Annotated in this window: 18 protein-coding genes; 6 read left to right on the top strand and 12 right to left on the bottom strand. The window is 63.2% G+C overall.

Translation table 11 applies throughout. The features are described from left to right. The first annotated feature begins 111 nt into the window (after nt 1-111). Complete coding sequence (locus B9A15_RS05260) at nt 112-573, top strand: outer membrane protein assembly factor BamE (protein ID WP_084409134.1); 462 nt, start codon at nt 112-114, stop codon at nt 571-573. A 190-nt stretch (nt 574-763) separates the two neighbouring features. Here the strand turns inward: B9A15_RS05260 and B9A15_RS05255 are convergent, their stop codons facing one another. From B9A15_RS05255 to B9A15_RS05205, 11 genes are all read right to left on the bottom strand, one after another. After that, on the bottom strand, nt 764-2,914 hold the full coding sequence (locus tag B9A15_RS05255) for a sodium-translocating pyrophosphatase (RefSeq protein ID WP_084408986.1): 2,151 nt from the start codon (nt 2,912-2,914) through the stop codon (nt 764-766). A gap of 153 nt (nt 2,915-3,067) precedes the next feature. Next, a complete protein-coding gene (locus B9A15_RS05250) occupies nt 3,068-4,285 on the bottom strand; it encodes an MFS transporter (RefSeq protein WP_084408985.1) in 1,218 nt (405 codons plus the stop codon). A 13-nt stretch (nt 4,286-4,298) separates the two neighbouring features. Then, entirely contained in the window at nt 4,299-4,790 is a 492-nt protein-coding gene (nusB, locus tag B9A15_RS05245; protein WP_084408984.1) for a transcription antitermination factor NusB, read from the bottom strand. Nucleotides 4,791-4,794: 4 nt separating this feature from the next. Continuing rightward, complete coding sequence (locus B9A15_RS05240) at nt 4,795-5,244, bottom strand: 6,7-dimethyl-8-ribityllumazine synthase (RefSeq protein ID WP_084408983.1); 450 nt, start codon at nt 5,242-5,244, stop codon at nt 4,795-4,797. 147 nt (nt 5,245-5,391) lie between these two features. Then, nucleotides 5,392-5,997 (bottom strand): riboflavin synthase, encoded by a 606-nt coding sequence (locus B9A15_RS05235; protein ID WP_084408982.1) that lies wholly within the window; start codon nt 5,995-5,997, stop codon nt 5,392-5,394. Between the two features lie 5 nt (nt 5,998-6,002). Continuing rightward, on the bottom strand, nt 6,003-7,157 hold the full coding sequence (gene ribD, locus B9A15_RS05230) for a bifunctional diaminohydroxyphosphoribosylaminopyrimidine deaminase/5-amino-6-(5-phosphoribosylamino)uracil reductase RibD (protein WP_084408981.1): 1,155 nt from the start codon (nt 7,155-7,157) through the stop codon (nt 6,003-6,005). Beyond that, on the bottom strand, nt 7,157-7,630 hold the full coding sequence (nrdR, locus tag B9A15_RS05225) for a transcriptional regulator NrdR (protein WP_084408980.1): 474 nt from the start codon (nt 7,628-7,630) through the stop codon (nt 7,157-7,159). Before nrdR ends, ribD begins: the two co-directional genes overlap by 1 nt. A 114-nt stretch (nt 7,631-7,744) precedes the next feature. Continuing rightward, entirely contained in the window at nt 7,745-9,061 is a 1,317-nt protein-coding gene (gene glyA, locus B9A15_RS05220; protein ID WP_084408979.1) for a serine hydroxymethyltransferase, read from the bottom strand. Nucleotides 9,062-9,267: 206 nt separating this feature from the next. Then, nucleotides 9,268-10,605 (bottom strand): L,D-transpeptidase family protein, encoded by a 1,338-nt coding sequence (locus B9A15_RS05215; RefSeq protein ID WP_084408978.1) that lies wholly within the window; start codon nt 10,603-10,605, stop codon nt 9,268-9,270. A 393-nt stretch (nt 10,606-10,998) separates the two neighbouring features. Further along, the gene (gene ldtR / locus B9A15_RS05210; RefSeq protein WP_084408977.1) at nt 10,999-11,508 is read right to left on the bottom strand and encodes a transcriptional regulator LdtR; all 510 of its coding nucleotides are present in this window, start codon (nt 11,506-11,508) and stop codon (nt 10,999-11,001) included. A 149-nt stretch (nt 11,509-11,657) separates the two neighbouring features. Continuing rightward, nucleotides 11,658-12,122, bottom strand: a complete 465-nt coding sequence (locus B9A15_RS05205) for a DUF6163 family protein (protein ID WP_084408976.1) — start codon at nt 12,120-12,122, stop codon at nt 11,658-11,660. 319 nt (nt 12,123-12,441) lie between these two features. Here B9A15_RS05205 and hemB point away from each other — a divergent pair, with 319 nt between their 5' ends. From hemB to B9A15_RS05180, 5 genes are all read left to right on the top strand, one after another. Then, nucleotides 12,442-13,473, top strand: a complete 1,032-nt coding sequence (hemB, locus tag B9A15_RS05200; protein WP_084408975.1) for a porphobilinogen synthase — start codon at nt 12,442-12,444, stop codon at nt 13,471-13,473. A gap of 113 nt (nt 13,474-13,586) precedes the next feature. Next, a complete protein-coding gene (locus tag B9A15_RS05195; protein WP_084408974.1) occupies nt 13,587-14,060 on the top strand; it encodes an RDD family protein in 474 nt (157 codons plus the stop codon). 156 nt (nt 14,061-14,216) lie between these two features. Further along, the gene (locus B9A15_RS05190; RefSeq protein ID WP_084408973.1) at nt 14,217-16,043 is read left to right on the top strand and encodes an SLC13 family permease; all 1,827 of its coding nucleotides are present in this window, start codon (nt 14,217-14,219) and stop codon (nt 16,041-16,043) included. A 16-nt stretch (nt 16,044-16,059) separates the two neighbouring features. Beyond that, nucleotides 16,060-16,809: an arginyltransferase gene (locus tag B9A15_RS05185; protein ID WP_084408972.1), complete on the top strand. Its 750-nt coding sequence runs from the start codon at nt 16,060-16,062 to the stop codon at nt 16,807-16,809. 115 nt (nt 16,810-16,924) lie between these two features. Beyond that, the gene (locus B9A15_RS05180) at nt 16,925-17,884 is read left to right on the top strand and encodes a DMT family transporter (protein WP_084408971.1); all 960 of its coding nucleotides are present in this window, start codon (nt 16,925-16,927) and stop codon (nt 17,882-17,884) included. A 240-nt stretch (nt 17,885-18,124) separates the two neighbouring features. Here B9A15_RS05180 and parC read toward each other — a convergent pair whose 3' ends face one another. Continuing rightward, the gene (parC, locus tag B9A15_RS05175) at nt 18,125-20,377 is read right to left on the bottom strand and encodes a DNA topoisomerase IV subunit A (protein WP_084408970.1); all 2,253 of its coding nucleotides are present in this window, start codon (nt 20,375-20,377) and stop codon (nt 18,125-18,127) included. Between the last annotated feature and the right edge of the window lie 2 nt (nt 20,378-20,379).

Raw genomic sequence — 20,379 nt, 5'->3', positions numbered from 1 at the left:
GGAGGCTCGGGGTATCGATTTCGTCGCATCTGGGCCATCCGTCGCGAAGCACTTCGCCGATAGCTCCCTGCCCGAAGCGACGCGAAGAGGGTTGCGAAGGTGATCTCCGGCATGAAGCTGACGAAGTCCGTCTCGTCTCTCGTTCTTATCCTCGCGCTCGGCGCGACCGCGGCCTGTACGACGAGGGAAGTCCTCACCCAGGGCTATGTGGTCGACGAGCAGACGCTGCAGCTCGTGCCCGTCGGCTCCAGCCGCGAACAGGTGGAGCTGGCGCTGGGCTCGCCCTCGACCAAGGCGACCTTCGACAACGAGGTCTATTACTACATCTCCCAGACCCGCGAGCGCCCGGTCGCCTTCATGAATCCGCGCCTTGTCGATCAGCGGGTGCTCGCCGTCTATTTCGACGCCGACAACCGCGTGGCGCGCATCGCCAATTACGGCCTGCAGGACGGCCGGGTCTTCGACTTCATCTCGCGGACGACACCGACCGGCGGGCGCGATGCCTCCTTCCTCGGCCAGATCCTGGGTGACACGCTCGGCGGCGGCGCCGGCCCGCGCGTCAGCACGAACTGACGGGCTTTTACGCTTCGCACAAGGCGTCTCGGCCTGTCGAAGGCGCCGCGGGCAGTTAGGCCGGTCGATATCTTCCAGTCGTGCCATCGCTCGCCGAAGAGCCATGGTTCCGACCCTTCGATATTTAACACGAAAACGCCCGCGGATGTCCGCGGGCGTTTTCGTTTGCCGGAGAGAGCTTTAAACCGCTTCAGCCATGGGCCAGCACGGCCAGGAGCAGCAGCGCCACGATATTGGTGATCTTGATCGCCGGATTCACGGCGGGGCCCGCCGTATCCTTATAGGGATCGCCCACAGTATCGCCGGTCACGGAGGCCTTATGGGCTTCCGATCCCTTCAGATGGGTGACGCCCGCCGCATCGACGAACCCGTCCTCGAAGCTCTTCTTGGCGTTGTCCCAGGCACCGCCGCCCGAGGTCATCGAGATAGCCACGAAGAGACCAGTGACGATGACGCCGAGAAGCATCGCGCCGACGGCGGAGAAGGCCTCCGATTTGCCGGCGATCAGATAGACGCCGAAATAGACCACGATCGGCGCGAGAACCGGCAGCAGCGAAGGCACGATCATTTCGCGGATCGCCGCCCGCGTCAGAAGATCGACGGCCCGCGCATAGTCCGGCCGCTCGGTGCCGGCCATGATGCCCGGCTTCTCGCGGAACTGGCGCCGCACCTCTTCGACGACGGCACTGCCGGCCCGGCCGACAGCCGTCATCGCGATCCCGCCGAAGAGATACGGAATGAGGCCACCGAGCAGAAGGCCGACCACCACGAAGGGATTGGTCAGCGCGAAGTCCGGCTCGACGCCCCGGAAATAGCTATAGGCGTCGCTCGTCGCGCTTTGCTGGATGAAATATTGCAGATCGTAATTATAGGCCGCGAACAGAACCAGAGCCCCGAGACCGGCCGAGCCGATCGCATAGCCCTTGGTCACGGCCTTGGTCGTGTTGCCCACGGCATCGAGCGCATCGGTCGATTTGCGGACATCCTCGGGCAGGCCAGCCATCTCGGCGATACCACCAGCATTGTCGGTCACAGGACCGAAGGCGTCGAGTGCGACGATCATGCCGGCAACGCCCAGCATGGCTGTGACCGCGATACCAGTGCCATAGAGTCCGCCTAGCTGATAGGTCGAGACGATGCCGGCTACGATCACGAGGGTCGGCAGCGCGGTTGCCTCCAAGGACACGGCGAGGCCCTGAATGACGTTGGTGCCGTGGCCGGTGACCGAGGCCTGGCTGATCGAGCGTACGGGCCTTGAATCGATGCCGGTGTAGTATTCCGTGATAACGACGATCAGGGCCGTCACCGCGAGGCCAACAATGCCGCAGAGGAAGAGCGAGGTGCCGTTGAGAACAAGCCCCGCGCTCGTCTGGCCCGCATCGCCGAAGCCGATCACGGCCCAGGTGGCAAGGGCCAGACCGATGACGGAGAGCCCGGTCGTCGCCCAGAAGCCCTTATAGAGCGCGCCCATGATCGAGCCGTTGGACCCGAGCCGAACGAAGAAGGTGCCAACGATCGAGGTCAGGATGCAGGTCGCGCAGATCGCCAGCGGATAGATCATGAAGGTTGCGGCGAGCTCGGAACCGGCAAAGAAGATCGCGCCGAGCACCATGGTCGCAACGACCGTCACCGCATAGGTCTCGAAGAGATCGGCCGCCATGCCCGCGCAATCGCCGACATTGTCACCCACATTGTCCGCAATGGTCGCCGGGTTGCGAGGATCGTCCTCGGGGATACCGGCCTCGACCTTGCCCACCAGATCGCCGCCGACATCGGCGCCCTTGGTGAAGATGCCGCCGCCGAGACGGGCAAAGATCGAAATGAGAGAGGCGCCGAAGCCGAGCGAGACGAGGCCGTCGATCACGGTGCGATCGGTCACCGAAAAGCCGAGGCCGAGGGTGAGGACCGCGAAGTATGAGACGACACCGAGAAGGGCGAGGCCGGCGACGAGCATGCCGGTGATGGCACCCGACTTGAAGGCGACGTCGAGACCCGCCGACAGCGATTTGGCAGCCGCATCGGCGGTGCGCACATTGGCCCGCACGGACACCAGCATGCCGATGAAGCCGGCGACACCCGACAGAACCGCGCCGACCAGGAAGCCGATGGCGGCATGGATCGAGAGAAGCAGCCAGGTGATGACCACGACCACGAGACCGACGATCGCGATCGTCGTATATTGCCGGGTCAGATAGGCCTCCGCCCCCTCGCGGATCGCGCCGGCGATCTCCTGCATCTTGGCGTTGCCGGCGCTTGCCGCCAAGACGGATCGGGTCGCCCAGGCCGCATAGGCCAAGGCGGCGAGACCGCAAAGGCCTACGCCGAAAATGATCGACTGCATGGCTTTCCTCTCCCATTCCCTCCTGAAGATCATCCGCCAGGGATTTGAGAGCGGATCGATCCCGGCCGTTTTCGGCTCGAAGGCGAGCGTATAGGAGGCCGCAAGGGCGTCAAGCGCCGATCATCGGGAAGACGGCTCGTGCGAGCCCGGCCGTCAGACGGCGCGTGCTTTGCGACGGGTGGCGATCATCTCGCTCGCCAGGGTCAGAAGGCAGACGGTCGCAATCGGCAGGATGATCCAGTTCATCACGTCCCATCCCGCCGTCACATAGGTCCGCCCGGAGAGGAACGACGCGCAGGCGACCGTCGTGAACAGGACGAAGTCGTGAAAGCCTTGCGTCTTGCCGCGCTCGTTCGGCTCGTGGGTCTGGGCGACCATGGTCGTCGCTCCGATGAAGCCGAAGTTCCAACCGATGCCGAGAAGCACGAGGCCGAGCCAGAAATTCCAGATCGCGAGCCCACTGAGAAAAACGAGGGCTGCAGTCGCCGTTAGGATGAGACCCAAGCCCACGACGCGCTCGACGCCGAGGCGATTGATCAGCCGTCCGGTGACGAGGCTCGGCGCGAACATGGCGAGGACATGCCACTGGATGCCGAGAAAGGAGACGTCCTGGGGCAGGCCGCAGCCGACGATGGCGAGCGGTGCGCCGGTCATGACGAAACTCATCATGGCAAAAGATCCGACGCCGCAGATGAGCGCAACGATGAAGCGCCGCTGGGTGACGATCTCGATCAGGGGCCGTGCCGGCCCCGAATGCTCGCCGCCCGTTCCGCTCGGCTCGATCGGCGGCGTGCGCAGGAGCGACAGCACCGCCGCACCCGCCAGCCCGAGGATCGCAAGCCCGACAAAGGAGCCGGCGAATTCGAAGGGCATGAAGACGCCGGAGGTGAAGCGGACCATCTGAGGTCCGACCACCGCCGCGCCCATGCCACCGATCAGCACGATGGAGATCGCATTCGACTGGTAATGACGCGGTGCCCCATCCGTCGCCGCGAAGCGATATTGCTGGGTGAAGGCGTTGCCGAGGCCGATGATGAGAAGGCCGAGAGCAAAGAGCCAGAAGCTGAGTTGGAACAGCGCGAAGGAGGCAACGAGACCGCCGAAGGTCGCGCCGAAGGTGCCGCATATGAAACCGTAGCGCCGGCCAATGGCCCGCATCAAGGCCGCAGCCGGCAAGGCGCCAATGGCGACGCCCACATTGAAGGCGGTCACCGGAAGCGTTGCCAGCGTCTTATCGGCATCGAGAAGAAACGTTCCGGCGAGGCCCCCGGTCGAGATGGCGACCGGCGCGGCCGATCCGACCAGCGCCTGGGCAAAGGCGAGCACGACGGCGTTGCGGCGCGCGGCCCTCACATCGATGCCAGCCTGCATGGGCGGGATATCCTTATCCGTCGCGCTTCGGACGCGTATCGCTCCGCTTCTCGCGCGCCACGCGGTCGAGGACCGCATTGACGAGCTTCGGCTCTTCATCCTCGTAGAAGGCCTTGGCGACGTCCACATATTCCGAAACGATCACCGCCGTCGGCACGTCGAGCCGCGTCTCCAACTCGTACACCCCGGCGCGCAGCACGGCGCGAAGGGTGGAATCGAGACGCGACAGCGGCCAGCCCGAAGGCAGATGCGAGTGGATGATCGGATCGATGCTCTTCTGGCGACGAACGACACCCGAGACGATGTCTCGGAACCAGGCCGCGTCGGCGACCCGGTAAGTCTCCCCGTCGATCTCGCGGCCGAGCCGAAAGGCTTCGTATTCGGCGACGGTCTCGACGAGCGGCGTGCCGCCCACATCCATCTGATAGAGGGCTTGGACGGCAGCCAGTCGAGCGACGCCGCGCTTGTTCGCCGGTTTGAACCCGCGTTGGTCGGTCGATGACATCCTATCAGGCTCCGAGTCGCTCTCTGAGCGCGATCATCTCCAGGGTCGTTCGCGCCGCCGCGCCGCCCTTGTTCTTCTGGGCAGGATCGGCGCGGACGATCGCCTGTTCCTCGTTCTCGACGGTCAGAATGCCATTGCCGATGGCGAGGCTCTCATCGATCGAAAGAGCCATCAGACCGCGCGCCGATTCCCCCGCCACGATCTCGAAATGGTAGGTCTCGCCCCGAATGACGCAGCCGAGAACGACATAGCCGTCATATTCCGTGCCGCCCTCATCCGCGCCGGTCAGCGCGTAACCGATGGCGGCCGGAGCCTCCAAGGCGCCGGGAACGGTGACGATGTCATAGGTGACGTCAGCCGCGTCGAGTTCGGCCTTGGCGCCGGCCAGAAGCTGGTCGGCGATATCGTCGTAAAAGCGGGCCTCGACGATCAGAACGTGAAGCTTGGCGGCCATCGAGACCTCCTTGAGGTGCGTTAGGACAAACCGACCTTGAGAGATCTCTCTAGGCCGGCCAAAATCATGCCGGCCACGAAACGGTCATCGCTCCATCCCGATCCACGTCAATTCGACGAGAACCGGACCCGGAACGCGATGTCACTCTTACTGGCCGGCGAACAGGCGCTCGGCATAGCGCGCAATCTGGTCCACCTCAAGATTGATCCTGTCGCCAACGCGCCGATCCTGCCATGTCGTGACTTCAAGCGAGTGGCGGATGAGGAGAACATCGAAGACGTCGTCCTCGACCGAATTCACCGTCAGCGAGGTCCCATCAAGGCAGACCGAGCCTTTGCGGGCGATGTAACGCTTCTCCTTGGCGGGAACCTTCACACGAAAGCGCGTCGCCTCGCCTTCCTCTTCGATGCCGACGATTTCCGCCATATCGTCCACATGACCGGAAACGAGATGGCCGCCGAGTTCGTCGCCGACTTTCAGCGCGCGTTCGAGATTGATGCGGGTACCATCCTGCCAGGAGCCAGCGGTCGTCAGCCGCAGGGCCTCCTCCCAGGCTTCCACCTCGAACCAGCGTTCATTGGAGCCGTCGTCAGGCAAACGCGTGACCGTGAGGCAAACGCCGGAACAGGCGATCGAGGCGCCGATGTCGATCGTGCTCGGATCGTATTGCGTCTCGACCCGGAAGCGACGGCCTTCGGCGAGCGCTTCGATCGAGGCGATCCGGCCGATATCGGTGACGATCCCGGTAAACATGGGTCTCAGTCCTTCCTGACGAATTCATGCCAATCGTCGGCGCCGAATCGATAGCGCCGGGTCGGGCGATAGGCCCGTTTCGCCTCCTCAAGGTCGATCGGAGCCTTCAGGCCCGCTTCGCCGATCGTCACAGAGCCTTGAACAAGGATAAGCCTGTCGACCAATCCCGCCTTGAGGAAACTCTCGCCGACCTTGGCGCCGCCCTCGACGAGCACATTGAGAATGCCGATGGCGCCAAGATCATCTATGAGTTCGGGAAGCGCCACCCGGCCGGTTTCCGCGTCCGTGTCGCAGGAGACGAGGGTGACACCGGCGCGGCGCAGGGCCTCGCGATGCTCGCCATCCGTATCGGGCCGCGCGACGATAAAGGTCGGCGTCGTTTGGGCAGTGCGCACCAACCCAATATCGAGCGGCGTCCTCAGATCGGGATCGATGACGATCCGCCTCGGAGAGCGCGCCGCGAGCCCCGGCAGGCGGCAATCGAGGCCTGGATCGTCGTCGAAAAGGGTGCCAGCGCCGATCAGGATCGCATCATGTCGGGCGCGTACGAGATGGGTCTGACGATTGGCGACCGGCCCAGTGATATGGACCTGTCCTCCGCCTCGAACACCGAGACAACCATCGGCAGAAAGCGCCATCTTCAAAGTGACTTCTGGCCGGTTCTTCGCGTGTCGGGTGAGATAGGCGGATAGATCCGACGCCGCCTCGCCGGCCAGAATGCCAGGCTGCACTTCAAGACCGCCCGCCGCAAGGATGGCATGACCCTTTCCATTGACGCGCGGATCGGGATCGGACGCGGCCGAGACGACGCGCGCGACACCCGCTGCCACAAGCGCCTCGGCGCAAGGGGGCGTTCGGCCGTGATGGGCGCAGGGCTCGAGCGTGACATAGGCGGTTGCGCCGCGCGCCGCCTCGCCGGCTTCGCGAAGGGCTTGCGCCTCGGCGTGGGGACGTCCCCCGAGTGCGGTAATCCCCCTGCCGACAATACGCGGCCCCTGCCCGTCCTTCTCGTCACGCACGATGAGCGTCGCGACCGAGGGATTGGTGCCGGTAATGCCGGAATGGCGCATCGCCAGGCGGATGGCGGCGGCCATGAACCGTTCGTCGGTCGCCCGGCGCTCGTTCGCCGGACGGCTCGCCGTAAAAGGATCGCGATCCATCAAGACGCCTCCCCGTCCCGGCCGCTCGCGGCCAATTCGTCGATGAGATCACCGAAGTCCCGCGCGTCGCGAAAGTCTCGATAGACCGAGGCGAAGCGGACGAAGGCGACGTCGTCGAGCTGCTTCAGCCCATCCATCACCATCTCTCCGATAGCCTCGGAGGCGATGTCCTGATCACCCGACTGTTCGAGGCGCCGCACGATACCGGAGACGAGACGCTCGACGCGCTCGGGCTCGACGGGACGCTTGCGCAAGGCGACCTCGACCGAGCGCGCGAGCTTATCGCGATCGAAGGGCACGCGCCGTCCCGACTTCTTCAGGACGAAGAGTTCGCGGAGCTGCACCCGCTCGAAGGTGGTGAAGCGGCCGCCGCAATCCGGGCAGACCCGCCGCCGGCGGATGGTGGCGCCATCCTCGGCGGGGCGCGAATCCTTCACCTGGCTGTCCTGCGAACCGCAATAGGGACAGCGCATCAGACCGCTCCCGTCGCAGGGCGCACAAACGCAAAGCGGGCGGACATGATGTCCGCCCGTTCCGCACGCATTTCAATGACTGCGGTTCGATCCATGATCCCCGGCCGCATCGCCTCACATGTTCTGGTAGATCGGGAAGCGATCCGTCAGGGCGACGATCTTCTCGCGCACGGCCGTCTCGACCGCCTCGTTGCCCTCTTCGGAATTGGCCTGACGCAGCCCGTCGAGCACTTCCACGATCAGCTGACCCACCTCGCGGAACTCGGCCGTGCCGAAGCCACGGCTCGTCGCCGCCGGCGTCCCCAGACGCACGCCCGAGGTGATCGTCGGCTTCTGAGGATCGTTCGGCACGCCATTCTTGTTGCAGGTGATGTTGGCGCGGCCGAGCGAGGCTTCGGAGGCCTTGCCGGTCAGGTTCTTCGGGCGCAGATCGACGAGCATCAGATGGGTGTCGGTTCCGCCCGAAACGATGTCGAGACCGCCTTCGCGCAGAGTCTCGGCCAGCACCTTGGCGTTCTCGCAGACCGCCTTGATATAGGACTTGTAGCCCGGCTGAAGCGCTTCGCCGAAGGCCACCGCCTTGCCCGCGATGACATGCATCAGCGGCCCACCCTGAAGACCCGGGAAGACGGCCGAATTGATCTTCTTGGCAATGTCCTCGTCATTGGTGAGAACGATGCCGCCACGGGGCCCACGCAGGGTCTTGTGGGTCGTGGAGGTCGCCACATGCGCATGCGGGAAGGGCGAAGGATGCTCGCCGCCGGCGACGAGGCCGGCGAAATGCGCCATGTCGACCCAGAGATAGGCTCCAACCTCGTCGGCGATCGCCCGGAAGCGCGCGAAATCGATGTGACGCGAATAGGCCGAGCCGCCCGCGATGATGATCTGCGGCTTGTGCTCCTTGGCCAGAGCCTCGACCTGGTCGTAGTCGATGAGGCCGGTGGAAAGGTCGAGACCATATTGAACGGCATTGAACCAGCGGCCCGATAGATTGGGACGCGCGCCATGGGTCAGGTGACCGCCGGCATCGAGGCTCATGCCGAGCAGCGTGTCGCCGGGCTTGGACAGGGCCAGAAGCACCGCTTGGTTGGCCTGGCTGCCGGAATTGGGCTGCACATTGGCGAAACCGCAACCGAAGAGCTGCTTGACGCGCTCAATGGCGAGCTCTTCGACCACGTCCACATATTCGCAGCCGCCATAATAGCGCCGGCCCGGATAGCCTTCGGCATATTTGTTGGTGAGGACAGAGCCCTGCGCCTCGAGGACGGCGCGGGACGTCAGGTTCTCCGAAGCGATGAGCTCGACTTCATGGCTCTGACGGGCCAGCTCGCGACCGATTGCGGAAAAGACCGCATCGTCTCGGTCGGCAAGACCCTGGTTGAAGAAATCGCCGAACGAATCGGCCGAGGCGTGACGGAGAGCCTGGCTCATGACGATTTCACTCCTTCATGGAATGCGACGCCGCTGCCACGGTTCGAGACACGAGCGGATCGACGCCTGGAAAGACAAAGCTGGTTCAGTTCAGCGAGCGGGAGATAACATGGAATTTTCGGCGCTTCCAACCAGGAAAGCGCCAAAGTCCGGTATCTGACCGACATCATCGGGCCAAGCAGCAGAGCGCGACCGCATCGCCGACATCAATAGCCGTCGTCCCCTCTTACATAGGGATTCTGCTGATCGCCCTGATACGGCGTCGTGGTGAGTTCGCTCATGGCGAGCTGCTCGGAGCCGTCGAGGTGATAGATATCGTCGCGGAATTGGACGACGGTCGGATCAGTCGCCCAGGCGCTCACATAGGCAAAGAAGACCGGGACCGGATGGGAGAGGTCGATGTCCTGGCGGGTGCGCGCGGAGATGACGCGCTCGATCGTCTGGCGATCCCAGCCCGGCTCGTCGCGGGCGAGCCAGACGATCAGGTCGCGCACATTCTGAACCCGCACGCAGCCCGAGGATTCGAAGCGCATCAGTTCTGAGAACAGACCCTGCTGCGGCGTATCGTGCATATAGACCGCATGTTTGTTCGGGAAGTTGATCTTCACCGATGCCATAGCGTTGTTGGCGCCGGGATCCTGGCGGAACAGATATTTCGTCGCCTCGTCGCTGTTCCAGTTGATCGCCTGAGGCGGAATCTCTTGCCCGTCCGGGCCGAAGATATGGATATTGTTGCGCTGCAGATAGGTCGGATCCTTCTGCATCAGAGGAATGATATCCCGTCGAACGATCGATTCCGGCGCGTGCCAATAGGGATTGAGGTTCAGATTGGTGATCTGCGATTCGAGAATCGGCGTCTGACGATCGACCTTGCCGACGACGGCCGTATGACGCTGGACGATCTGCCCGCCCTCGACCGCCTCGATAGCGGCTGCCGGAATGTTCACCATCACGAAGCGATAGGGCAGCTCCTGGGCAAGACGCTCCTGAAGGCGTGCTGCATTGGTCTGCAGCTGCCCGAGCCGAAGATTGGCCGAGACGTTGAGAGCCTTGAACGTGTGATCGGCGACAACGCCGTCCGCCGGCAGGCCGTGGCGCGCCTGGAAGCGTTTCACGGCCGCGTCGACATAGCTGTCGAAGGCGGGCGAAGTTCCCGCTTCCTGCTCAAGATCGCCAGAGATGATCAAACGCTGACGAAGCTGGGCGACGTCGGGCGACTGAACGCCGATCTTCAGGACCTGGCGCTCCGGAACCTCCGGCCAGCCACCATTGGCGGCGATCTGCGAATAGGTGCCGATGGCGCTCTGGGTCGAGGCGAAGGTCTGCTGGGAAAAAACCGGCGTCAGAGACGAGACCTGGCGAACGGACGCGCCGCGCGTGTCGAACTGATCATCCCAATTACCGCGCCCTGGCGCGTTGAGGAGATCGTTCAGCGCGTTCTGGGCATAAGCCGCGCCGGGCGCGCTCGCCGCGGCCACGAGGGCCGAACCCATCAGGAAGCGGCGTCGGGTCAAGGCTTGCCTTCCGGCGTGGTGAAACGTCATCGTTGAACTGCCCCTCGTCTGGTCATTCGTGTTCGTAAGCCGACATCCAGAACGCCGGTCAACGGTCTGGCGTCATACTTGAGCTGAAACGATCGCACGGCCGCACCGCGCTCGTCCCATCGAAATCTGTCCGGTGCCCGGCTCCCTTCGGGAACGAGCGTTCGCCGGCGCGTTTGGCTCCCCTCGCCTTCGCGCGCGTACGATCAGTGCCTCTGGTTCGAATAAGGAAAGCTTTGCGGCGAAACGAAGGAACGGACGCGTGGACCGGGTATCAAGATCGCATGACGGCGAGGTGATCGCCGGGAGAGCCAAGCGCTGGAATCGACAAGGGCGCCCACCCGGTAGCCCGGCCGAACGCCCTCGTCGACATGGAGATCGAATGAAAGGGATGGATCAGAGACGATAGAGGATCTGGTCGTTCCAGAAGCGGTCGAGGCGCTGGAGAGCCTTGTTCATCGTCTGGAATTCCTGCTCGTCGAGACCGCCGACCTTATCGATCGAGCCGATATGGCGCTCATAGAGCTCGGCGACGATGACGGCGACTTCCTGGCCCTGCTCAGTGAGGGAGATGCGCACCGCCCGGCGGTCAACGCGGGACTTCTGATGATTGATGAAACCGAGTTCGACCAGCTTCTTCAGATTGTAGGATACGTTCGAGCCGAGATAGAAACCCCGCGACCGCAGCTCGCCCGCCGTCAGCGTCGAGTCACCGATATTGAAGAGCAGCAGAGCCTGAACCGCGTTGATGTCGGTGCGGCCAGCGCGCTCGAACTCGTCCTTGACGACGTCGAGAAGGCGGCGATGCAGACGCTCGACGAGCTGCAGAGTTTCCAGGTAAAGAGACTTGAGCTCAGGCTTCTGTTCTGTCGGCTGGGCGGTCTGGGTCGCAAGGTTCTGGGTCATGTTCGGGCTCCACTGTCGAGTTTATGAGGTCTTTTTCGCCTCATCTTGTATTCGACATTAGGCCGCGCCTCTAAAATTCGACTTAAACCGCAGCCTTAACAAGCCTTTACAGAAGTATGACGCGTTTCTTTGCTTAATGAATTCTCGCATCACCCCTTCAAATGCCCGCGCCGTCCCACCCCGTGACCGCTTCGCTTGCCACGCCAGACCACCATACGCAGAAGCCCGAGCATCAAAAATCCCCACCCATGGAGGACTATAATGGTCATGCGGTCGCCGAAAAGCGGAGCGAAGGCAAACTGCATGATGCATTCGACGAGAAGGATCAGGCCCCAGACGACCGGCCCCCATCGCGCGGTCATCCAGAGGCCTACCCCGCCGACCGGATAGAGGACCGCCAGCGTCGGCGCGGCGACCTTCCAAGGCGTCGTCATCAAATCAAATCGGGGCAAAGGCGCGACGAGAGAGGGCAAGGGAGACCCCAATCCCACGATCAGCGCCCAATAGCTGAGGCCGAGCGCGAACAGGACGAGCGAGCAGATCCGAAGCAGGATCACGGTCAGGCGGCGATTCAGCCCGGTCTCGATATCCTCCCTGGGCGGCTCGATCGTCATGCCTGGCCTTGCAACACCTTCGTTCATGCTCGTTGGGCCGGCGACCATCGGGCCGCCAGGATCGGCAAGCTAGTGTGCAGAAGACGAAAGGGGAACCGGATTATTTCAACGAGCGCCCTTGCCACCAAGCAATGGATTTGTCTCAGGCGCTGTAAAGACGGCTCGCAGAGGAGCGAAAGCGCCTGTTCGGCCCGAAAGAGCTTTTGAGCGAGTGCGCCTTGGGTGTAGCACGGACCTCGATCATCCTCTCGGGCCCGGGCGAATCGCTTCGAAAGCCGGAGAAAATGAATCGGAACGAGACAACGGGACGAGCAGAACGATGAGCGAGACTGGGCTTCAAGCCGTTACCCGCCGGATCGACGAAGCGACGGGCGGTGCCCGCATGCGGCGCCTGCGCCAGGCGGACTGGTCCCGGCGCCTTGTCCGCGAGACGCAACTGACGGCGAACGACCTCATCTGGCCGATCTTCGTGCGCGACGGCGATGGCGAGCCCGAGCCGGTCGCCTCCATGCCGGGTGTCTCGCGCCTCTCCGTGGCCGGTTGCGTGGACGCGGCTCGCGAGGCCGCCGATCTCGGCATTCCGGTCGTCGCGATCTTTCCCTATACGGACCCGGCCTTGCGCGACGAACGCGGCAGCCAGGCCGTCAATCCCGACAATCTCGTCTGCCGCGCGACGCGCGCCATCAAGAAGGCCGCGCCGAATGTGGGCGTCATGTGCGACGCGGCCCTCGACCCATATACGAGCCACGGCCATGATGGCGTCATGGACGGCGAGCGCATTCTCAATGACGAGTCTGTCGAGATCCTCGCAAAGCAATCCGTCGTCCAGGCCGAAGCTGGCGCCGACATCATCGGCCCGTCCGACATGATGGACGGGCGCGTCGCCTGTATCCGAGAGGCTCTCGACGCCCATGGCCTCCGCGATACGATGATCATGGCCTATTCGGCCAAATACGCATCGGCCTTTTACGGCCCCTTCCGCGATGCGGTCGGCTCGAATGCGCTTCTGCGCGGCGACAAGCGCACCTATCAGATGGATTTTGCCAATAGCGACGAGGCTTTGCGTGAGGCCGCGCAGGATCTCGCCGAGGGCGCGGATATGATCATGGTCAAGCCGGGCCTGCCTTATCTCGACGTTCTGGCCCGGCTCGTGCGCGAATTGCAGATCCCGACCTTCGCCTATCAGACCTCCGGCGAATATTCGATGATGATGGCGGCGACCCAGAATGGCTGGCTCGACGGGCCGAAGGCGACCATGGAAGTGCTGACCGCCTATAAGCGGGCCGGCGCCTCGGGCATCCTCACCTATTTCGCGCCCCAGGTGGCAAGTGGCCTCAAAACCCCGCTTTGAGTTCGCTTGGTAGAACCGAACCGTAAAGCGGCGGAAGCCGAGGTTATTGCGAAGGCGGCGAACCATCGCCACCTTCAAGAGCAGGATTTCTTGCTCACCGTCATGGAATTGCGATGACCGACACAGCCGCCTATCCGCAGACCGATCTTCGAACCGGCGCCCTTGACGACTGGCGCCGCTACAGGGGCGTGCGAACGCGCCGCATCATGTCCTTTATTCTCGACTATACGTTCGTCTTGCTCCTGTCCCTGCCGGCGGCCTTTGTCGTCTTTCTGCTCGGGATAGTCTCCTTCGGTCTCGGCTGGGGCCTGTATGCGGTGCTTCTGCCGGTGGTCGCCATTCTCTATGTTGGCTTCACCATGGGCGGTCGGACCCAGGCGACTCCTGGCATGCGCATGGCCGGCGTCGAAGTGCGGCGGCTCGACGGCGAGGCGATGGATCCGCCTCTCGCAGTGCTTCACGGTGTCCTCTTTTGGGCCTCGACCTCCGTGCTGACGCCCTTCATTTTGCTCGTCAGCTTGTTCACGCGGCGCAAGCAGCTTCTCCACGACCTCCTTCTCGGCACCGTGGTCATCCGGCGCCACTGACGTCGAGAGGCGCTGCTAGAGGCGATGGACCTTTCTCCCATTGCCCTCTTTCGGGAAAGGCATTCTGTCCAAAGCGCAACTCTTGGGCGCTTCGCACCTTGTGTCCTCTCCCTCACAAAAGGATAAGGTCGTCGTGATCGAGGGTTACGGCGGCCAATGGATTCCATACACATCTGGGTGACATACGGTCTCATCGCGCTCAGCGTGATCGGCTACGCGCTCGAGCGCTGGCCGATCGAAGCGGTGGCGGCGGCCTCGCTCAGCCTGTTTCTTCTCTTCTTTTCCGCGGTTCCCTATGTCGGGCCGAGCGGCGACAGGCTGACCAGCGCAGAGCTTTTGGCCGGATTTGCCGATCCCGCCCTCATCACGGTGCTCTCTCTCCTCATTGTCGGCCAGGGCCTCTTCGCCACAGACGCGATGGCGCGGCCTGCCCAGATGCTCATGCGGGTCGGTGGGTCAGTGGGCGCAGGAGCGATCATCCTCGTTCTCGTCTCGGCCGCGGTTCTTTCGGCGTTTCTCAACAACACGCCGGTCGTCGTGATCTTCATCCCGATCCTGACCATGCTCGCGACTCAGCGAGCGGTCGCGCCCGCCCATGTCTTCATGCCCTTGTCCTTCCTGACGATCCTTGGTGGCATGACGACCTTGATCGGCTCTTCGACCAATCTTTTGGTTGCGGGCGTTGCGGCACGGTCTGGAATTTCGATCGGCTTCTTCGACATCACCATGCCCGGCATCGTCCTTGCCTTCGTCGGCGGCTTCTATGTCATCAAAATCATGCCGCGCATGCTCAAACCCCGCGAGGCGAACGGCGGACGGCCGATCGATGCCGGCGGCAAACAGTTTCTCGGTGAGATCGATATTGACGACGCCCATCCCTTTGTCGGGCTGACCTCGCGCGCAGGCCTCTTCCCAGGGCTTGGCGAGCTGATGCCGCGCATGATCCTGCGCGATGGCGAAACGATCCTGCCGCCTTTCGACGACGTGACGCTGAGCCCCGGCGACCGCCTGATCGTCACGGCGTCGCGCAAGGCCTTTTCCAAAGCCCTATCGAGCGGCAATCTCGCCATCCGGACCATCGATCCGACGGGCGAACTCAATCTTGAGCGAACCCGCAAGATCGGACCGGACATGGTGATGGCAGAGGCTGTGGTCGCGCCGGGTTCCCGCTACTCGGGCCGAACCATGCAGTATTCCGGTCTTCGCACCCAATTCGGCATCACGCTGTTCGGCTTGCAGCGAAAGAGCCGCATGGCCCGCTCGGCCTTGTCCGATATCCGACTCGAACCGGGCGACACGCTTCTTTTGTGCGGACGCCAATCATCGATCAACGCCCTTCGCGGCAATCACGATCTTCTGCTTCTGGAATATTCAGCCCAGACGGTCCCGCAATCGGCGAAAGCCGGTATCGCCGCAAGCATCTTCTTCGCCATCGTGCTGATGTCCGCATCGGGCGTCTTGCCGATCGAGGTCTTGGCGGTGTCGGGCGCCTGCCTGATGGTCGCCTCCGGCTGTTTGACCATTGGCGAGGCAGCCCGCGCCGTCGACCGCCAGATCCTGATGCTGGTCGGCGCGTCGATCGCGGCGGCAACCGCGCTCGAACAGACGGGCGGCGCCTCGCTTCTCGCGGAGGGTCTCGTCGGGCTTCTCTCCGCGGCGCCGACGCCGGTCATCCTGTCGGGGTTCTTCCTCTTGATCGCAGTGCTGACGAATTTCCTGTCCAACAACGCGACGGCCGTTCTCTTCACGCCGGTCGCCCTCGATCTCGCCAGCCGGCTCGGCACCTCTCCCGACGCCTTCCTCGCCTGCGTCATCTTCGCGGCCAACGCATCTTTCGCGACTCCCATCGGTTACCAGACCAATCTTCTGGTGATGGGGCCGGGACGCTATCGTTTCGGCGACTACATCAAAGCCGGTCTTCCGCTGGTCGTTCTGGTATGGTTATGTTTCACATTCGTCGCGCCGTTCTACTACACGCTCTGAAGGCAGGTGATCGCTCTTGACGGTCCACCATCCGCAGTCGCCGCAATTCTTCCTCACCTCGCCCTCCCCCTGCCCCTATCTGCCGGGCCGCGCGGAGCGGAAGGTGTTCACCCATCTGGTCGGCGAGCGCGCGCCTGGTCTCCTCGATCTCCTGAGCCAGGGCGGCTTCAGACGCAGCCAGAACATCGCCTATCGTCCGGCCTGCGAAAAATGCCGCGCCTGCATCTCCGTGCGCATCCTCACCGACGAATTTCAGCCGAGCCGCAATATGCGGCGCATTCTCAAGACGAATTCCGACCTTGTCGGCGAGTTGCGCGGCGCCGAGCCATCGAGCGAACAATATTCGCTGTTCCGCAGCTATCTCGAATCGCGTCACGCCTCCGGCGGCATGGCAGAGATGAGCGTCCTCGACTATGCGATGATGATCGAGGACAGCCAGGTCGACACGCGCGTGGTGGAATATCGCAAGCGCGGACCCGATTCCGGCTTCACCGATGACCGCAGCGGCGAACTCATGGCGGTCGCCCTCACAGACGTGATGAGCGACGGCCTCTCCATGGTCTATTCCTATTTCGAGACGGAAGCCCAGGAGCGCAGCCTCGGGACCTACATGATTCTCGACCATATCGAGAAGGCGCGGCGCATGGGTCTGCCCTATCTCTATCTCGGCTATTGGGTTAAGGGCTCCAAGAAAATGGATTACAAGATCCGCTTTCAGCCGCAGGAACATCTCACACCGAAGGGTTGGGAGCGCTATCAGGGCTGACGGCTCGGCCGCTCGCTGCCCCACGCAAATTCTCGATCTTTGCGGATGATGCGCGACGCCGATCGTTCCGGCGCTCAATCTGATGTGGCTAGCGGACCAGTCTCGAAGGGCAGGCATGACCAGCGCATCCAATCACGGGCCGTCCGCGACCGGAGGAATCGCCGCCCCGTCTCCTCTCGCCGCCACCATGGACAGCCGCGCTCAGACCGCCACAGGCCTCGCGGTGGTCGGCGCCGGCGGCATGGTACTCTCCTTCGACATTCCGTTGATCGAATTGTCTGAGAGTGGCTTCTGGACCGTCCTTTGCCTTCGCGGGATCATGACGTCCGTCGTCGCCCTGTTGATCTGGGCCGCCGATCGCATGCTGCGCGGACGGAAGATCCCGCTCATCCCCGGGCGCATCGGCGCGCTGGTGACCTTCATCTTCTGCTTCGCCAATGCCGGCTTCGTCCTCTCGATCTATCTGACCAATCCGGCGAATGTCGTCTTCATCCTCGCCTTCAATCCGGTCTTCGCCGCCCTGTTCGGCTGGCTGATCGCCGGTGAACGGCCATCGAGGACGACGCTTCTCGTGATCCCGGTGACGATCGTCGGCGTTGCGATGATCATAGGCTCCGGCCTCGAAACGGGGAATTGGATCGGCGATCTCGTGGCACTTGCCACCGCCTGCCTCATCGCGCTTGCCTTGACGCTCGCAAGGCGCAGCCGCCAAGACTTCCGCTACACCTCGGCCATCGCCGCCATCGGTCCATCCATCGTCGCGCTTCCCTTCTTCGCCGGGACAGGTCTCGAGTCGGAGACGTTCGGTTGGCTTTTCCTCAACGGCGCGGTGGTCATTCCCCTGGCGATGATCCTGCTCGCCGCCGGTCCACTCTTCGTGCCGGCGCCGCTCGTCTCGCTGGCCTATCTCCTCGAAACCGTCTTCGCGCCGATCTGGCTCTGGATGCTGTTCGGCGACCGACCGACCAATCTCGCCCTCTGCGGCGGCGCACTCATCGTCGCAGCCCTGCTCGTCCAATCGCTCGCCTCGCTTGCAGGGTCAAACAGCAATGGCGCACCAGCGAAACTCGGCTGAACCAATATCCCTTTGCAAGTGAAGCCACCTATTTGACCTGCGGAAGCTGATCGAACGGGATTTTAAACCTTAGGGCCGACAAGCACTCGCGCTGAGATCATATGTATCGGAGGGCAAGACGCTCTACCCGCAGACAGCTGCCAGAGCGGCCAATGGCTCAACGGTCGATCTTCAAGAAATCCATCGTCCGATGGCTGCGTGTTTCGGTCCCCGAAACTCACATCTCGGCCGGGCAATGGCTTACCCAGTGAACTTGTTGCTCTTGGGAAAGCCTTTCGGCACCAGACGCCCGGCCTGGGCCCGGTCGCCGCGCCATTCCAGAAGCTCGGCTTTGGAGCGGTTGAAGACGCGGCCGGCCGCATCGACCCAGCCGAGGCCATCGGCCATCTTGAAGACCTTGGCGTCCGAGACGCCGCCATCCTTGTAGCGTTGCAGACGCACGCCCTTGCCGCGCGCCATTTGCGCGACCTGGGCCAAGGGAAAGACGAGGAGTTTGCGATTCTCGCCGACGATCGCGACGCTGTCGCCTTCGCCCACGTCCACCGATAGCACCACTTCAGCGCTGCCGGAGACATTGACGATCTGTTTGCCCTTCCGCGTCGTCGAGATCAGGTCGGCCTCGCTGACGATGAAGCCCGTGCCGTCGCTGGAAATCATCAGGCGACGGCGATCGGGATCGGCCGTAAATCCGGCGATAATGTCGTCCTTGTCGTCGAGCTCGAAGGCCAGGCGGATCGGATCGCCATGGCCGCGTCCGCCCGGCAGCTTGTCGGCCGACATGGTGAAAACCCGGCCGAGCTTGGAGATGAAAAGAAGCTTATCCGTCGTCATCGCCGCAAAGGCGAGGCTGAGCCCGTCGCCTTCGCGGAAGGTGAGGCCCGACGTGTCCGTTAAATGGCCGCGCATGCCGCGCAGGAAGCCCTTGTTGGACAGAACGACGGTGACCGGCTCCTTCTCGATCAGCGCCTCGGCGATGTCGCCCATGTCATGGGTCGGCGCATTGGCGAACCGCGTGCGGCGGCGTCCAAGCGTGGTCTTCTTGGAGAAGGCCTCGCGCACCCGGCGCACTTCCTCCGCCACCTTTGACCACTGCCGTTCGGTGGAGCCGACGAGCGCTTCCTTATCAGCCTTTTCCTCGGTGAGCTGGTCGAACTCTTTGCGCAGTTCGAACTCCTCGAGCTTGCGCAAGGAGCGCAAGCGCATGTTGAGGATCGCCTCGGCCTGCACATCCGTCAGCTCGAAGGTGCGCATTAGCTCCTGCTTCGGCTCGTCCTCCTCGCGGATGATGCGGATCACCTCGTCGATATTGAGGAAAACGATCAGATAACCGGCGAGGATTTCGAGCCGCCGCTCGATCTGGCCGAGCCGATGGCGGGCGCGGCGAACGACCACATCGCGCCGATGTTCCAGCCATTCCGCGAGCACGTCCTTCAAGGACATGACCTTCGGCACCTTGCCGCCCGACAGAACATTCATGTTCATCGGGAAGCGGACTTCCAGATCGGTCAATTTGAAGAGCGATTCCATCATGATCGCGAGATCGACGGTGCGGCTCTTCGGCTCGATGACCACCCGGATATCCTCGGCGGACTCGTCGCGGATATCGGCGACGAGCGGCAGCTTGCGCGCCGCCAGAAGCTCGGCGATCTTCTCGATCAGCTTCGACTTCTGAACCTGATAGGGGATCTCTGTGACGACGGCGACCTGACCGCCGCGCCCGAAGGGCTCAGGTTCCCAGCGCGCACGGACCCGAAAAGCGCCACGCCCGGTCTCGTAAGCCTCGCGGATCGTCGAACGATCGTCGACGATGACGCCGCCCGTCGGAAAGTCCGGGCCTTCGACGAAGCGTAACAGCTGCTCGACACTCGCCTCGGGATTGTCGATGAGTTTCAGTGCCGCGTCGCAGAGTTCAGCCGCGTTGTGCGGCGGAATATTGGTCGCCATGCCGACGGCGATGCCCGACGAGCCATTGGCTAGAAGATTGGGAAAGGCGCCCGGCAGGACGACCGGCTCTGAGTCTTCCTCGTTGTAGGTCGGGCGAAAATCGACGGCGTCCTCGTCGATCCCTTCGAGAAGCAGCGTCGCGACCTCGGTCATGCGCGCTTCAGTATAGCGCATGGCGGCGGCCGAATCGCCGTCGATATTGCCGAAATTGCCCTGCCCGTCGACCAGCGGATAACGGACTGAGAAGTCCTGCGAGAGCCGCACGAGGGCATCATAGATGGCAGCATCGCCATGAGGATGGAAGCGGCCCATCACGTCGCCGACGATGCGGGCGCATTTCTTGTAGCCTTGGCCCGGATCGAGGCGCAGAACGCGCATGGCGTGGACGATGCGCCGATGCACCGGCTTCAAACCGTCGCGCACATCCGGCAACGCCCGACCCATGATGGTCGAAAGCGCATAGGCAAGGTAACGCTCCTCGAGAGCGGCCTTCAGATCGACAGGCTGGATGTCACCCCCGCCGGCAGGTGGATCGGCTTGCTTTCCCATAG

The sequence above is a fragment of the Fulvimarina manganoxydans genome (genome assembly GCF_900176465.1).
Lineage (GTDB): Bacteria > Pseudomonadota > Alphaproteobacteria > Rhizobiales > Rhizobiaceae > Fulvimarina > Fulvimarina manganoxydans.
The sequence above is the reverse complement of the archived record's forward strand: the minus strand, read 5'-3'. Positions and strand labels throughout refer to the sequence as shown.

What these genes read in the sequence shown, in the direction of transcription:
- B9A15_RS05260 (WP_084409134.1), top strand. Translation starts at nt 112, where the DNA reads ATGAAGCTGACGAAGTCCGTCTCGTCTCTCGTTCTTATCCTCGCGCTC.
- B9A15_RS05255 (WP_084408986.1), bottom strand. Translation starts at nt 2,914, where the DNA reads ATGCAGTCGATCATTTTCGGCGTAGGCCTTTGCGGTCTCGCCGCCTTG.
- B9A15_RS05250 (WP_084408985.1), bottom strand. Translation starts at nt 4,285, where the DNA reads ATGCAGGCTGGCATCGATGTGAGGGCCGCGCGCCGCAACGCCGTCGTG.
- nusB (WP_084408984.1), bottom strand. Translation starts at nt 4,790, where the DNA reads ATGTCATCGACCGACCAACGCGGGTTCAAACCGGCGAACAAGCGCGGC.
- B9A15_RS05240 (WP_084408983.1), bottom strand. Translation starts at nt 5,244, where the DNA reads ATGGCCGCCAAGCTTCACGTTCTGATCGTCGAGGCCCGCTTTTACGAC.
- B9A15_RS05235 (WP_084408982.1), bottom strand. Translation starts at nt 5,997, where the DNA reads ATGTTTACCGGGATCGTCACCGATATCGGCCGGATCGCCTCGATCGAA.
- ribD (WP_084408981.1), bottom strand. Translation starts at nt 7,157, where the DNA reads ATGGATCGCGATCCTTTTACGGCGAGCCGTCCGGCGAACGAGCGCCGG.
- nrdR (WP_084408980.1), bottom strand. Translation starts at nt 7,630, where the DNA reads ATGCGCTGTCCCTATTGCGGTTCGCAGGACAGCCAGGTGAAGGATTCG.
- glyA (WP_084408979.1), bottom strand. Translation starts at nt 9,061, where the DNA reads ATGAGCCAGGCTCTCCGTCACGCCTCGGCCGATTCGTTCGGCGATTTC.
- B9A15_RS05215 (WP_084408978.1), bottom strand. Translation starts at nt 10,605, where the DNA reads ATGACGTTTCACCACGCCGGAAGGCAAGCCTTGACCCGACGCCGCTTC.
- ldtR (WP_084408977.1), bottom strand. Translation starts at nt 11,508, where the DNA reads ATGACCCAGAACCTTGCGACCCAGACCGCCCAGCCGACAGAACAGAAG.
- B9A15_RS05205 (WP_084408976.1), bottom strand. Translation starts at nt 12,122, where the DNA reads ATGACGATCGAGCCGCCCAGGGAGGATATCGAGACCGGGCTGAATCGC.
- hemB (WP_084408975.1), top strand. Translation starts at nt 12,442, where the DNA reads ATGAGCGAGACTGGGCTTCAAGCCGTTACCCGCCGGATCGACGAAGCG.
- B9A15_RS05195 (WP_084408974.1), top strand. Translation starts at nt 13,587, where the DNA reads ATGACCGACACAGCCGCCTATCCGCAGACCGATCTTCGAACCGGCGCC.
- B9A15_RS05190 (WP_084408973.1), top strand. Translation starts at nt 14,217, where the DNA reads ATGGATTCCATACACATCTGGGTGACATACGGTCTCATCGCGCTCAGC.
- B9A15_RS05180 (WP_084408971.1), top strand. Translation starts at nt 16,925, where the DNA reads ATGACCAGCGCATCCAATCACGGGCCGTCCGCGACCGGAGGAATCGCC.
- parC (WP_084408970.1), bottom strand. Translation starts at nt 20,377, where the DNA reads ATGGGAAAGCAAGCCGATCCACCTGCCGGCGGGGGTGACATCCAGCCT.